This window comes from Cellvibrio sp. UBA7671 (assembly GCA_002483145.1).
In the GTDB taxonomy this organism is placed as follows: Bacteria; Pseudomonadota; Gammaproteobacteria; order Pseudomonadales; family Cellvibrionaceae; genus Cellvibrio; species Cellvibrio fibrivorans.
The window spans coordinates 229,796-243,970 of sequence record DLHJ01000014.1; the positions used below are offsets into that span (position 1 = coordinate 229,796).

At 44.4% G+C, this 14,175-nt stretch carries 13 protein-coding genes; 7 read left to right on the plus strand and 6 right to left on the minus strand.

Annotated features, from left to right (window positions below):
• The first annotated feature begins 65 nt into the window (after positions 1–65).
• The 6 genes from B4E62_RS12745 to rlmB all read left to right on the plus strand — a co-directional run bounded on the left by B4E62_RS12745 (position 66) and on the right by rlmB (position 4,091).
• Entirely contained in the window at positions 66–803 is a 738-nt protein-coding gene (locus B4E62_RS12745) for a VC0807 family protein (RefSeq protein WP_331352677.1), read from the plus strand.
• Positions 804–865: 62 nt separating this feature from the next.
• A complete protein-coding gene (locus B4E62_RS12750) occupies positions 866–1,165 on the plus strand; it encodes a YciI family protein (RefSeq protein WP_310070841.1) in 300 nt (99 codons plus the stop codon).
• A gap of 36 nt (positions 1,166–1,201) precedes the next feature.
• Positions 1,202–1,861 carry a TIGR04211 family SH3 domain-containing protein gene (locus B4E62_RS12755; RefSeq protein ID WP_331352320.1) on the plus strand — a complete coding sequence of 220 codons (660 nt, stop codon included), beginning with the start codon at positions 1,202–1,204 and terminating at the stop codon, positions 1,859–1,861.
• 11 nt (positions 1,862–1,872) lie between these two features.
• Positions 1,873–2,526 carry a peptidylprolyl isomerase gene (locus B4E62_RS12760; RefSeq protein ID WP_331352321.1) on the plus strand — a complete coding sequence of 218 codons (654 nt, stop codon included), beginning with the start codon at positions 1,873–1,875 and terminating at the stop codon, positions 2,524–2,526.
• Positions 2,513–3,283, plus strand: coding sequence for a pyridoxine 5'-phosphate synthase (locus B4E62_RS12765; RefSeq protein WP_331352322.1), 771 nt, complete (start codon positions 2,513–2,515; stop codon positions 3,281–3,283). The genes B4E62_RS12760 and B4E62_RS12765 overlap by 14 nt, the downstream gene beginning before the upstream one ends.
• Before the next feature lie 34 nt (positions 3,284–3,317).
• Complete coding sequence (gene rlmB / locus B4E62_RS12770) at positions 3,318–4,091, plus strand: 23S rRNA (guanosine(2251)-2'-O)-methyltransferase RlmB (protein ID WP_331352323.1); 774 nt, start codon at positions 3,318–3,320, stop codon at positions 4,089–4,091.
• Between the two features lie 81 nt (positions 4,092–4,172).
• On the opposite strand, the gene B4E62_RS12775 is transcribed toward rlmB, so the two are convergent.
• A complete protein-coding gene (locus B4E62_RS12775) occupies positions 4,173–5,486 on the minus strand; it encodes an ammonium transporter (RefSeq protein ID WP_310070829.1) in 1,314 nt (437 codons plus the stop codon).
• Positions 5,487–5,897: 411 nt separating this feature from the next.
• On the opposite strand from B4E62_RS12775, the gene B4E62_RS12780 reads away from it, so the two are divergent.
• The gene (locus B4E62_RS12780) at positions 5,898–6,896 is read left to right on the plus strand and encodes a glycosyl transferase (RefSeq protein WP_331352324.1); all 999 of its coding nucleotides are present in this window, start codon (positions 5,898–5,900) and stop codon (positions 6,894–6,896) included.
• Here the strand turns inward: B4E62_RS12780 and B4E62_RS12785 are convergent, their stop codons facing one another.
• From B4E62_RS12785 to B4E62_RS12805, 5 genes are all read right to left on the minus strand, one after another.
• Positions 6,897–8,786 (minus strand): nucleoside-diphosphate sugar epimerase/dehydratase, encoded by a 1,890-nt coding sequence (locus B4E62_RS12785; protein ID WP_331352325.1) that lies wholly within the window; start codon positions 8,784–8,786, stop codon positions 6,897–6,899.
• 124 nt (positions 8,787–8,910) lie between these two features.
• Positions 8,911–9,204, minus strand: coding sequence for an integration host factor subunit beta (ihfB, locus tag B4E62_RS12790; protein ID WP_310070822.1), 294 nt, complete (start codon positions 9,202–9,204; stop codon positions 8,911–8,913).
• A 122-nt stretch (positions 9,205–9,326) separates the two neighbouring features.
• Positions 9,327–11,006, minus strand: a complete 1,680-nt coding sequence (rpsA, locus tag B4E62_RS12795; protein WP_310071340.1) for a 30S ribosomal protein S1 — start codon at positions 11,004–11,006, stop codon at positions 9,327–9,329.
• Positions 11,007–11,331: 325 nt separating this feature from the next.
• Positions 11,332–12,672 (minus strand): UDP-glucose/GDP-mannose dehydrogenase family protein, encoded by a 1,341-nt coding sequence (locus tag B4E62_RS12800; RefSeq protein WP_331352326.1) that lies wholly within the window; start codon positions 12,670–12,672, stop codon positions 11,332–11,334.
• 42 nt (positions 12,673–12,714) lie between these two features.
• On the minus strand, positions 12,715–14,133 hold the full coding sequence (locus tag B4E62_RS12805; RefSeq protein WP_310070817.1) for a mannose-1-phosphate guanylyltransferase/mannose-6-phosphate isomerase: 1,419 nt from the start codon (positions 14,131–14,133) through the stop codon (positions 12,715–12,717).
• Positions 14,134–14,175: the final 42 nt, after the last annotated feature.

Sequence of the window (14,175 nt, forward strand, 5' to 3'; positions counted from 1 at the left end):
TCCAAACAACAAATACATCACCAGGATTGGTCATGACCGACAATAACTCTGAAAAGAATGTGAGCATGTTAGCCGATAAACCGCCCGCAGAGCCCGCAAATTCGCAGCCCAAACCTAAAAAAGAAAGTTTTTTAGCCAATCTGTTAATGAACATTGTTATCCCTACGCTGATTTTGACCAAACTCAGTGGAGATGAACATTTGGGTGCAACCTGGGGGCTCATCGTTGCACTCGCATTTCCCATCAGTTACGGGTTGCGCGATTTTCTTATCAACAAAAAAATTAATGTTTTTTCTGCTTTGGGTATTGTCAGTGTATTGCTCACGGGAGGCCTAAGCCTTTTGCATTTGCCCCCCCAATATTTTGCGATTAAAGAAGCTGCAATCCCCGGCATTCTTGGCATTGTCACACTGATCTCAATAAAAACGCGCTATCCGCTCGTAAAAACCTTTATCTATAACGACAAAGTACTGAAGATTCATAAAGTCGATTCAGCCCTGCAACACTACGGTACACACAAACAATTTGAGCGGACATTGAACAATGCATCGCTGATGATTGCCGCGTCGTTCTTTTTGTCATCGGCATTAAATTACATTTTGGCCAAAATTATTCTAGTCAGCCAACCAGGAACAGCAGAATTCAACGCAGAATTAGGTAAAATGACCGCCCTGAGCTACCCCGTTATCGCACTGCCAATGATGATCATTATGATGGGGACGTTATTTTATGTATTTCGCAGTATTCGCCTGCTGACCCATCTAACACTGGAAGAAGTGATTAATGATGGCAGTGAGAATTAACCGCCAGACGAATTTTATTTTTTCAAAAAATCCGTTACCGACTTTAGCCAAGAGAATGTTTCATGCTTTACGCCATTATTAGCGAAGATATTTCAAATAGCCTGGAAAAACGCAAACTAGCGCGCCCCGCTCACCTCGCCCGCCTACAACAATTGAATGACGAGGGCCGCCTATTTGTTGCTGGCCCGCACCCGGCAGTCGACAATAGTGACCCAGGTGAAGCAGGCTTTACTGGCAGCCTGGTTATTGCTGAATTTGGATCCCTTGAGCAAGCGCAATCCTGGGCAGATGCAGATCCTTATGTAGCGGCTGGTATTTACGCCAAGGTTGTTGTAAAGCCATTTAAAAAAGTTTTGCCTTAAGTCTTTTTCTTTTCATTTTTAAGGATCGGAGCAACTGTGAAAAAAATATCCCTGCTTGGCTGTACGCTATCGCTTTTCACTTTGTCATTAATCAGTGCACCTAGTATCGCCGTCGATAAATATGTTTCTGACGTTATCTATATTCCTGTGCGTAGCGACAAAAATCCGCAAGCCAGTATTTTGCAACAAGGATTAGCGAGCGGAACCAAACTCAATTTTATCCGCGAAGAAACCGGCACTGACAATAATCTCTGGTCACTTGTTATAACACCTGATGGCACCGAAGGTTGGGTACGCAGCCAAAATGTCACTGACAAGCCAACAGCTGCACTTCAGTTAGCAGCCCTATCAAACTCGTCACGTGATATTTTGGCATTGCAAACTGAAAATGCTCAGCTCAAAGAACAGCTCGCAAAAGTTCAGCAAGAGCATCAACAACTATTGGCTGACACAGAAGATATGCGTCAGGCTGCAACTACAGCATTTAATCTGGAAGAAGAACATCAACGCATGCTCAAAGATAACCAACTGTTACAAACCCATGCTGATGTACTCAAAGCGGAAAATGAAAAACTCAAAAATACCGACCGTTTTAATCACTGGATTTACGGTGGTGGTTTAGTATTTGGTGGTGTTTTCCTTTCTTTTATTTTGCAAGCCTTCGGTCGTCGCAAACGCAGATCAGAATGGCGCTGAGAGTAGCTAACATGTTAAAAAAAATCGCGCATTTATTATTAGGTTTTAGTCTGGCTACAAGCATCAACGCTTATGCTGCTGAAAACACCCTGGTGGCCATAAAGACCGACTTGGGAACATTTGTCGTAGAGGTGTATTCCAAAGCTGCACCGGTGACCGCGAAAAACTTTCTTGGTTATGTAGATGCCAAGTTTTATGACGGCACCATCTTTCACCGTGTGGTACCTGGCTTTGTTGTTCAGGGTGGCGGGATGACATTCGATTTTGCTGAAAAAGAGACCCGCAAACCTATTGTGAATGAGTCGGTGAACGGCTTGAAAAATGATTACAAAAGTGTAGCTATGGCGAGACAACAAGATCCTAATAGCGCAACAGCCCAGTTTTATATCAACCTGCAGAACAACCCCGGCTTGAATGCAACCGAGACCAAACCTGGCTACACCGTATTTGGTAAAGTCGTTGCTGGAATGGATGTGATTGAAAAAATTGCACAAGAACCGCGTGGAATGTATAAAGCCTTTCCAGAAGCGCCTAATTATGCCGTGCGTATATTGAGCGCAACACGAACTGATGCTAGCAGTTTAGATGCCCTGATAGAGTCGCAAAATACCCCCAAACCATCCAGCATTAAAGATGCATTGGTACCCATTAATGACCCCCAGTAACAACACTGCTCTCAGTGTCAATTTAAATAAAATTGCACTGATCAGAAATTCCCGTCCAGGAAATTACCCGAGCGTAATTAGTCATGGCGAGATCTGCATTCAATCAGGCGCAGACGGGCTTACAGTTCACCCCCGCCCGGACCAGCGCCACATTCGACCACACGACGTTTATCAACTCAGTGAGTTGGTCAAATCCCACGTGGGCATTGAATTTAATATCGAAGGAAACCCCTACGCAGAATCGCTGGGGGATTTTCCCGGCTTTATTAAATTAGTACAGGACGTGCGCCCACACCAATGCACATTGGTGCCCGACTCCAATGATCAACTTACATCTGATCACGGCTTTAATTTAATAGTGGCTGGAGAAAAATTACGCCCACTGATTCGTGAATTGCAGGATCTCGGGGTGCGCGTCAGTTTATTTATGGATCCGGATATAGAACAAATCTCACTGGCCAAAGAGCTGGGGGCTGATCGTATTGAGTTATACACTGGTCCTTATGCCGACGCATTCAAGCGCCAAGATGAAAACTTTCACGCATTGTTCCAAACCTATATCGATGCAGCAATCCACGCGCAAAAAATTGGCATTGGCTTAAATGCCGGGCACGATTTAAATTTGGAAAATCTTACCCTCTTTCGTCAAGTGTCCGGGTTGCTCGAGGTATCCATTGGTCACGCACTGATAGTAGACGCAATCGCAATGGGATTGCCGGCAACGGTGCAGGCATACAAAAAACTCTGCTCGGCATAATCCTACCCCCCCTCACTAATGCAAGAAACCCAGTATGAACAAACCCCGTGATGACAGCCCCGCTTATCTGGAAAAGAAGCGTTTTTTTGATTCATTAATGACTGTCTATGGACGAAAAACTGTTCTTGAAGCACTGCAGGATCCAGCGACATTTATTTATCGCCTGCATCTGGCCAGCAGCAATAAATCAGCGGATATTCTTGACGATATTATTTCGTTGGCAAAAGCAAAAGGGGCAGAGATTATTTATCATGAGCGGCAAGCATTATCGCGCATCTCTAAAAATGCATCACAAGATCAAGGGGTGGCAGCAGATTTACAATTGCGCGGCTATAAACTCTACGATGAGTTTCTTGCAGAAAACAAGAAAAAAAATTATACCCTGCTGGCACTTGATGGAGTACAAAACCCACAAAATCTGGGCATGATTATTAGGTCGGCTTGCGCTGGCAATATCGATGGAATATTGCTGCCCCAAAAAGGTAATGCTCAAATTGACCCGCTTGTTATTAAAGCGAGCGCTGGCACTGTATTTCGAGCTCCGTTATTGCGCTGTAAAGATCTCCCCCAAGCTTTGGGTGACTTTAAGCAAGCAGGTGTAATTGTCTGCGCCCTATCGTCACACTCCGCAACAGAACTTAAAAAATTCACTCCTGATGCCCCATGCATTTATGTACTAGGTAATGAGTCTGAAGGGGTTTCACAGGAAGTTACCACGCTGTGCAACGAGCAAATCTGTATTCCAATGAATAATGGCGTTGAGTCATTAAATGTTGCAGTTACGGCAGCCTTAATTGCCTTTAAATAATCGATATTGAATTCCTACGGCGACAAAATAAAAAAGAGGAGCATCTGCTCCTCTTTTTTGTTGGATTTGACACGCACTCAATTAAAGCTTGTAGCCATCCTCTTCATGCAGGCTCAAATCCAAACCAACACTTTCCTCTTCTTGGGTTACACGTAAACCGGAAGTAAATACACCGGTAACTTTCAGTAAAATATACGTTACAACGGCGGTATAAATAAAGGTAACAACGACGCCCAGCAATTGCACACCTAACTGCTCACCCATAGAGGTAATGCCACTGGCGAAACCTTGCCCGCTAAATACACCAAGTTCAGTAGATGCAAATATCCCGGCGAGAATTGTGCCCAACACACCACCGACACCATGCACAGGGAAAACATCGAGTGAATCGTCGATTTTCCACACGCGCTTTATCAGCTGAGTCATGAAGAAACAGACAACGCCTGCCGCCAAGCCAATCACTAACGCACCGCCAGGGCCAACATATCCAGATGCGGGGGTAATAGTGCCGAGCCCCGCGACCATCCCGGTCACAATACCCAATACACTCGGCTTTCTGAAGCGCATCCATTCAATAGTCATCCACGCCAAGGCACCTGCTGCTGCAGAAATATGAGTCACCAACATTGCCATAGCTGCATTGCCATTGGCAGCCAGCGCGCTACCAGCATTAAAACCGAACCAACCTACCCACAGCATACCTGCACCGGTAACCGTCATCGTCATATTGTGCGGAGGCATTGCGGTTGTGGGAAAGCCATTGCGCTTGCCAATTACTATGGCTGCAACAAGCGCGGCCACACCCGCAGTGATATGTACGACTGTACCGCCCGCGAAATCCAACAACCCCTTTGCGAATAGCCAACCTGACCCAGCCCACACCCAATGACAGACAGGGATGTACACAGCAAACAACCAAAGTGCAGAAAAGATCAGCATGGAGGAGAACTTCATGCGCTCTGCAAAAGCGCCAACAATCAGCGCTGGCGTGATAATGGCAAAGGTCATTTGATACATTGCATGCAGGCTAAGCGGGATATCTCCCGCCAACGCGTCCTCGGTGATGTTGGCCATGAACACCATACTCAAATCACCAATCCATGCATTACCAGTTCCAAACGCCAAACTGTAGCCTGCGATCAACCATAGGATTGAAACCAAACAAGCAATCGCAAAACATTGCATGAGTACCGACAAGATATTCTTTACACGCACCAAGCCACCATAGAACAATGCCAACCCAGGCAAGGTCATAAAGAGAACCAATGCTGTTGAGGTCAAAATCCAGGCTGTATTAGCACCATTAATTGTCGCCTCTTGGGCAAGTGCGCCCTGACCATAAACAGTCAGCAGCCCCCCTAATAGCGCAAAGAGTTTGAAATTTAGCTTCTTCATAGTGACCCCATGATGGTTTTTTTGGTTAAGAGGATGTGATCCGATTGCATTTTAATTTTTGTGGTGAACCTTGCTCTGTTTTGATACAGGGCCAATCTACTGATTGCACAAAGTGTAGGAAATATCATCCACCCCATAAAACAATCGCACCAGATAAAGGCAAAAAAAATCCATTTATTAGGTAATAATTAAAATGAATCAGAGAAAAGCAAATTTTAAACCATAATTATTTTTTATATATTTTTCATATACATATCGCCTTTAGCACCAAGATAAATCATCATAAATGCACCACACAAGAACATATGAATATTTTATAAGTCTATTTTGGTGCAAAAATAATGAAGGATCGTATCCCGGCAGCCTAAGATACAATTCACTACCTCAAACCACTCAACAAAGGATCATACATTGACCAAGTGGCTCACCCTTTGCGTGTTACCTGTGTTTGTTTCACTACTCCTCTCGCGATTATTGATCCATCATTTCGGGAAGCGCCTGCTAGACATGCCCAATATTCGCAGCTCCCACCAAACTCCTACCCCGCGAGGTGGCGGTATAGCCATAGTTGGCGGCGTGATCATCGCAGCATTAACAGCATTGAGCCTGGGCCATATACCCTTCACACCTGTTTACTGGTTGATGATTCCAGCCGGACTCATGGCAATTCTTGGGATCTGTGATGATTTATTCAATCTGAATGTAGCCATACGCCTGACCATACAGTTTTTGCTTGCCGGTTTAGGCATCTATTTGATTGGGATCAACAATGAGTTGCCAGCCCCCATTCAATTGTTAATTACAGGCGCCTTGATTTTATTTATTGTATGGATGACAAATTTATACAATTTTATGGATGGAATTAATGGTTTGGCAGCACTTGAAGCAATCTGCGTGTGTATGGGTATGGCGTTAATATATTGGATAAAAACCATAAACACAGACGCTATTTATTTATTGATAATTATCTCGGCAAGCGCTAGTGGGTTTTTATTTTGGAATTTCCCTAAAGCAAAACTGTTTATGGGGGACACAGGCAGTCTTTTTCTTGGCCTTGGCCTTGGCCTACTTGCTACTGGAAGCATAACTGACGATTTCCGCATTTTTTCCGCCTGGCTAATTATGCTTGGTGTATTTATTGTAGATGCCAGTTACACACTTTCTTCCCGCCTCCTTACCCGACAAGCTGTTCACCAGGCGCATCGAACTCACGCCTATCAAAAAATTGCAATCAAATTAAATTCACATACTTACGCAACACTCGCAATTGTTGCCATCAATCTGTTCTGGCTTCTACCTATCGCAATTGCAGTCACAACAATTCAGATACATTTTTCTGTTGCATTAGCGATTGCCTATGCCCCCTTACTACTGATCGCACATAAATTTCGGGCAGGCTGTATGGAGTAATCAATTAACCAGCAAAACTTTATTTTCCTCAGGCAACTCTGGCGCATCGATTAAATAACCTGCAGGAACCTCGAACAACAATGATTTAATCAAATCACTGTTATTCGACTCACACGCAATAGCCAAACGCTTCAGAAACAACTCCATCTCTTGCCATGATATAAACTGTTCCATAGCACGAAAAATTCTACTGTGCTCTGTGGGAGCAACATTGTCACCAATAAGAAGCTCTTCAAACAATTTTTCACCAGGACGCAAGCCTGTGTAACTAATGGCAATATCACCATCGCGGTCATGCTCGTCGCGAACAGTAAGTCCCGAAAGGCTTATCATACGCTTTGCCAAATCCACGATTTTTATTGGCTCTCCCATATCCAATACAAAAACATCGCCCCCATGCCCCATCGCGCCGGCCTGTATGACCAACTGGGCAGCCTCACGAATTGTCATAAAATAACGAATGATGTCAGGATGAGTTACGGTGACGGGCCCTCCCTCTTTAATTTGCTTGCGAAAGAGTGGAACTACAGAGCCAGATGAACCTAACACATTGCCAAATCGAACCATCACAAACCGAGTTGATGATTCTTTTTGTGCAAGACTTTGCAAGATTAGCTCAGCTAATCGTTTCGATGCCCCCATAAGATTTGTGGGGCGCACGGCTTTATCCGTAGAAATAAGTACAAATAGCTCTACGCCGGCATTAATAGCAGCCTCAGCACAAAACTGCGTTCCAAACACATTATTTTTCATTCCCTCGACGCAATTGCTTTCAACCAAAGGGACATGCTTATAGGCGGCAGCGTGATACACAGTTTGAACTCTATGCTCCACCATAACAGAATCAAGTAGGCGGGAGTTTTGGACGGAACCAAGCAATCCAACAACATTAACCTGATCTACATTTTTCCCTGCAAGTTCGCGCTCAATGCTATAGAGACTAAACTCATTGTGATCAATTAAGATTAATTTTCGCGGCTTTAACTCAATAATCTGCCGACAAAGCTCACCGCCAATCGACCCACCCGCCCCCGTAACCAAAACAACCTTATCCAGGACAGAGGATTCCATTAAATGCTGCATTGGTTGAACGCTATCGCGCCCAAGCAGATCATCAATATCAACATCACGTACATTTTCGATTCTCGCCTTACCAGACAAAATATCGGAAAACTCGGGAATGGTTTGAACATTGATGTGATATTTTTCGAGCTTTTTAATAATATCAAGCCTGGCGCTGTGCGAGGTTCGCCCCAGTGCAAGCAGAAGCTTGCTTGCACCTGTCGATGAAATTAATTTGGGAATAGATTTTGGCGAATAAATTTTTATGTTAGAAAGCAAGGTGCCGTGCAAAAATTTATTATCATCAACAAAGGCAGCTACACGGTATCCCGTATCCTGCAGCGCTTGCAATAATTGATGCCCTGTCCTACCCGCACCGTAAACAATCACCGGAATAGCTTCTCTTGCTGGCAATGCCCCCAACATTAAAATGATATGACGCACCAACAATCTCGGCCCCCCTATCAGCAAGATCATCAATGCAATATAAATAAAAGGGACTGAGCGCGGTATTTTTGAATATGTCAGAAAACCGGAAATCGCCAATGTGGCGCCGGACAAGAACACACAGATTACGATAGTCACTATTGCCGGTTGAGTCATATACCTGAGAATGGCTCGATACATGCCCATACGGATAAAAATAAACAAGCTGGAAACAATGGTTATCAGTAATGCGGCTAATTCTTTTGAGGTGATCACTACATCAAAGGTGCCCAACCTAAGACAAATTGACAGATAGACACCCAGGGTAATAGCGAGTGCATCATAGGATAATGAGATCAAGCGCTTAGCAGGTCTCGATGCTTCAAACAATTTCGTAAACATAGATAGCAACTCGGCGAATCACAAAGAGATCGCAAGGAATAACGTAAAGCGGAGAAGAATATCGGAAGGGAGGGTATAAAAACAGTATCGTTTTAGCAAACGACATCAGTAAGAAAGTGCTAGCTCATAACTTGGAAATGCTTTCGTTAACACGATCACGCATTTCCTTACCTGGCTTAAAATGAGGAACATACTTACCCTCAAGGACAACAGCATCCCCCGTTTTAGGGTTTCTACCTGTACGAGGTGCGCGGTAATGTAAAGAAAAACTACCAAATCCACGAATCTCAATACGCTCACCTGATGCGAGAATATCGGACATATAATCCAGCAAAAGCTTTACCGACATTTCAACATCTTTAATAGTTAGTTGGTTTTGTTTTTCAGTAATATATTCAATCAATTCTGACTTTGTCATAACCTGATCTCTGTTATTAAAAAACGCTCAAACAACACCACTGGATACGCATCAAATACAAAAAGACACAACAACACAGTATATCGGTGACCAGAAAACTGGCCACCGATTCGCAAGAAAGATTACTCTTTACTTTGCATTTGCGCTTTAATCAGATCACCCAAAGTGGTTGGAGAAGCCTGATCAGATTGCTTGCTAGAAAGTTCTTTCATAGCAGTCTTCTCTTCTTCTACATCTTTGGATTTTACTGACAGGCTAATGCTGCGATTTTTGCGATCTACAGCAATAATCTTGGCTTCAACTTCGTCACCCACTTTCAGCAGGTTACGTGCATCTTCCACTTTCTCACGGCTCAATTCAGAGGCCTTGAGAACAGCTTCAACGTCATCTGCCAAGGTGATTACTGCAGCTTTAGCTTCAACTTCTTTAACGATACCTTTAACAACAGCACCTTTATCATTTACAGAAACGTATTCTGAGAATGGATCGGTTTCAAGTTGTTTGATACCCAAAGAAATGCGCTCGCGCTCTGGATCGATGGCCAATACCACGGTCTCCAGTTCATCGCCCTTCTTGTACTTGCGAACAGCTTCTTCGCCAGCTTCATGCCAAGAGATGTCAGACAAGTGAACCAGACCATCAATACCACCATCCAAACCGATGAAAATACCGAAGTCAGTGATTGACTTGATTTTGCCGCTGATTTTGTCGCCTTTGGCGCAAGTGCGCGCAAATGCATCCCATGGATTCTCTTGGCATTGTTTCAGACCGAGAGAGATACGACGACGCTCTTCGTCGATATCCAATACCATAACTTCGATTTCATCACCCAGTTGAACAACTTTAGAAGGATGAATGTTCTTGTTAGTCCAATCCATTTCTGAAACGTGGATCAAACCTTCAACGCCTTCTTCCAACTCTGCGAAGCAACCGTAATCAGTCAAATTGGTTACTTTTGCTTTCACACGAGCGCCTTCTGGATAACGCTTGGTGATTTGTATCCACGGATCTTCGCCCAATTGCTTCAGGCCAAGAGATACACGATTACGCTCACGATCAAACTTCAATACTTTAACGTCAATTTCATCACCAACGTTTACGATCTCACCTGGGTGCTTGATGCGTTTCCACGCCATGTCAGTGATGTGCAACAGACCATCAACACCACCCAAATCAACGAATGCGCCGTAGTCGGTAAGGTTTTTAACGATACCTTTCACAGCTTGACCTTCTTGCAGTGTAGCAAGCAGTTCGTCACGCTCAACAGAGTTAGCTTGTTCCAACACCGCACGGCGAGAAACAACTACGTTGTTGCGCTTTTGATCGAGCTTGATAACTTTGAATTCCAGCTCTTTACCTTCGAGGTGGGTAGTTTCGCGCACAGGGCGAACATCAACCAATGAGCCAGGAAGGAAGGCACGGATACCAGCAACGTCAACGGTGAAACCACCTTTAACCTTACCGTTAATAACACCTTTGATAACTTCTTCAGCAACATGTGCTGCTTCAAGAATTTTCCACGCTTCAGCGCGCTTGGCCTTCTCACGTGACAGTTTGGTTTCACCGAAACCATCTTCTACGCTTTCCAGAGCCACTTGTACTTCATCGCCGATTTGGAGTGTCAATTCACCCAATTCATTGCGGAATTGCTCAGCAGGAATCACACCTTCTGACTTCAGGCCGGCGTGAACAGTCACCCAGTCCTTATCAATATCAATTACTACACCGGTAATAATAGTACCCGGAACCATATCAACGGTTTTTAAACTTTCTTCAAATAACGCAGCAAAGCTTTCGTTCATACTCATGGTATTACCTATAGATTAGAGATGCAGACGTTAAAACTCGCCCCATCTATTCCGCATGGCCAGTCATACGGGTCAGTTAAAGTAAAATGGAAGCTCCCTCAGGCTGGGTTTGACAGATTCCACTACTGCTAAAAATGTATCCAAGACGCAAATCAAAGCATAGAAAATCAGCAGGTGCGCAAGGCTAGCAGAATGCCCCATATTTTTCAATAGGTTAGCTATGTTTGCGTCGAGAGCAAAGGGCAGGAACGAGTTGTAAAGGGAGGGGAAATGAGTGATCGCCAGAAAACATGGCAACCACCCATTAAGGATTTAAAAATCAGCGCCTTACGACACTTAGGCCACGTCCCACAGCATAATACTCAAAACCCAATGAAGCCATTCTGTCTGGTTCATAAAGGTTGCGCCCATCAAAAATGACCGGATTACGCAGGGCAGATTTGAGCATATCAAAATTCGGCGCACGAAAATTTTTCCATTCAGTACAAATAATCAGTGCATCCGCGCGCTCAAGTGCAGCCTCTTTCGTACCCACCAGCTTAAGATCATCACGCAAGCCATAGATGTGCTGCGTCTCTTCCATTGCGACCGGGTCATAAGCCTGAACCTTGGCACCTGCAGCCCAAAGGGCCTCTATCAACACCCGGCTTGGAGCCTCGCGCATATCATCGGTATTGGGCTTGAAGGATAAGCCCCACAAGGCAAATACCTTACCTTTCAGATCATTGCCAAAATGACGGGCCAAATAGGTAAATAATTTGCTTTTCTGCGCCTGATTAACCTTATCGACCGCCTCCATAAGACCAGCTTTGTAATCCACATTGCGCGCAATATTGATCAGCGCCTTAACATCTTTTGGAAAGCAGGAGCCGCCATAGCCACAACCAGGGTAAATAAAGTGATAGCCAATTCGCGGATCAGCACCTATGCCATTGCGCACTTTTTCAATATCAGCACCTAGCAACTCTGCCAAGTTAGCCATCTCATTAATAAAGCTGATTTTTGTTGCAAGCATCGCGTTTGCTGCATATTTAGTTAACTCTGCGGAGCGGACATCCATAAAAATCATGCGATCATGGCTGCGATTAAATGGTGCATAAAGCTCGCGCAACAATTGCTCGGCCTTTTCACTATCAGTACCCACCACAATACGGTCAGGCTTCATAAAATCATTAATAGCAGCCCCCTCTTTAAGAAACTCCGGGTTGGACACAACATCGAAGGGGATGCTAACCCCACGCTTACCAAGCTCATCAGTAAGTGCCGCATGGACTATCTCTGCCGTACCTATTGGTACAGTTGACTTATTAACAACCACTCTATAATCAGTAATACGCTGGCCAATTGTTTTAGCTACCGCAACCACGTATTGCAAATCGGCCGAGCCGTCTTCACCAGACGGAGTTCCGACAGCAATAAACTGCAGCTCGCCATGCTGAACTGCAAGATCCATACTGGTGGTAAACTTCAGCAACCCATGTTGAACCGCCTGTTTAACAATTGCCTCCAGCCCTGGTTCATAAATCGGAATAATCCCTGCATTCAGGTTATCCACTTTTTTCTGATCGATATCAACACAAAGAACATCATGACCAACGTCTGCGAGGCAAGCGCCAGTTACCAAACCAACATAGCCAGTTCCAAATACCGTGACTTTCATTAGAAACTCCCTAGCCTGTTAAAAATAGATTGATAAGCTTTCTTAAGATCGACCATAACTATCTTCGTAACGAATTACATCATCCTCCTCTAGATACGGACCTGACTGCACTTCAACAATTTCCAAAGGTATTTTTCCAGGATTGCTTAATCTATGTTTCGTGCCAACTGGAATGTAAGTAGATTCATTTTCGGACAACAAAAGCGTTTCTTCGCCTTTTTGAACAAGAGCTGTTCCTTTGACAACTATCCAATGTTCTGCACGATGGTGATGGACCTGCAGTGACAAGCTACCTCCAGGTTTTACGCGTATACGATTTACCTGATAGCGATCACCAGTATCTATCGCGTCATAACAGCCCCATGGACGATAAATTTCACGATGCTGAAGATGCTCAGAACGGTTCTGCTTTTCGATGTGGGTAATAATTGACTTAACCTGTTGCGCTTGGGATTTATCAGCCACCAACACGGCATCCGGAGTGTTGATAATCATTAAATTATTAACACCTAATGTGGCCACCAATTTATCTTGAGAGAAAACCAACGTATTGGTTGACCCTATATCGATACTGTCACCAATCAGACTATTGCCTGCAGTATCTTTGTCAGAAAGATCCCAAAAAGATTTCCAATCCCCCACATCACTCCATCCGGCATCGAGCGGGACACAAACTACATTTCGGCTTTTTTCCATAAGCGCATAATCAATCGAAATATTGGGTGCTTGCGCAAAAGATTCTTTATCAACACGAATAAAATCCAGATCCTGCACAGCCCAGGCTTTTGCTTGCTCAGCAGCAACAACAACATCCGGGCTCTGGCTTTGAAGTTCACGCAAAAACACCTCTGTCTGGAATACAAACATCCCGCTATTCCAATAGTAACAACCTTCGGCAAGATACTGTTCTGCGGTCGCAAGATCAGGCTTTTCTACAAACTGGGCTACGGGGAAAAACGCCGCGGCCTCAGTGACTGCTCCATTCAGGGTTTTAATGTATCCGTATCCTGTTTCAGGGCGAGTTGGCTGAACACCAAAAGTAGCAAGATGTCCAAGCTCTGCCGCTTTAATGGCATCAGCAAGTGCGGCCTGAAATACTGCAACATCACTAATCATATGATCAGCTGACAACACCAAGAGAATGGGGTTATCGCCTAATGTTCGCGCATGAATAGCAGCAAGTGCCAATGCAGGCGCAGTATTGCGGGCAATAGGCTCTAAAATTATTGACGATTTTTGCTGGCCAATTTCATGTAATTGTTCCGCGACCATGAATCGATGTTCTTCATTGCAGACCACAATGGATGGAGCAAGGTGTGGCACGCCTTGCAAGCGCAGCAATGTTTGCTGCAGCATGGTTTTATCGCCAAACAATTTCAGTAATTGTTTTGGGTAATGTTTACGCGACAAAGGCCACAGGCGCGTTCCTGAGCCGCCAGCAAGTATTACAGGTATAATCAATTAATTCTCCTTAATGAAAAATGTCGCACCTTAAGCCATTTA